Raw genomic sequence first — 628 nt, 5'->3', positions numbered from 1 at the left:
GGGTAGAGGGACGTCCGTACGTCCTGGGGAGGGGCGTCGTACGACGGCGGGGTCATGCGGTCCGTGCGGTTCCGCTTCACGGCAGGCTGGGCCATGGTGACGGAAGGGAACAACAACTCCAGCGGCAATGACGGAATCGGCCATAGTGTGGGTCCGATGGACTCACCGCCGACCGGCCCCGTGACGGATTCGCTGGACCGCCGCATCATCAGCGCCCTCCAGATCGACGGCAGGGCCTCCTGGCACCGCATCGCGGCGGCCCTCGGCGAGCCCGAACGCACCGTTGTCCGCCGGGGCACCCGTCTCCTGGAGTCCGGCCTGGTACGGATCGGAGCCATGGCGGTACGCGGCCGCAGCACGGTCGTCGGGGTGCGCTGCGCACCCGGCAGGGAGCGCCTCGCCGCGACGGCCCTGGCCCGCCGGCCCGACTGCGTCTTCGCCCACGTCCTGACGGGCACCCCGCACTGCGTCGCGGAGGTGCTCTGCCCCCGCGAACGCCTCGCCGGCCTGGTGATGGACGAACTCCCCGGCCTGCCGGGCATGGAGGAGACCTTCACCCTTCCCGTCCTGCGCCATGTCCGCACCATCCGCGAGTGGCACGCCGGCCTGCTCACCACCGCCGAGATCG

1 protein-coding gene is annotated in these 628 nt (G+C 72.1%); it reads left to right on the top strand.

The annotated features are described in order from the left end of the window. Positions 1-156: 156 nt before the first annotated feature. Positions 157-628: Lrp/AsnC family transcriptional regulator (locus AOK23_RS50745; protein ID WP_240496722.1), on the top strand; the 472-nt coding region annotated here is incomplete at its 3' end.

It is taken from the genome of Streptomyces torulosus, assembly GCF_001419765.1.
In the GTDB taxonomy this organism is placed as follows: Bacteria; Actinomycetota; Actinomycetes; order Streptomycetales; family Streptomycetaceae; genus Streptomyces; species Streptomyces torulosus.
The sequence above is the reverse complement of the archived record's forward strand: the minus strand, read 5'-3'. Positions and strand labels throughout refer to the sequence as shown.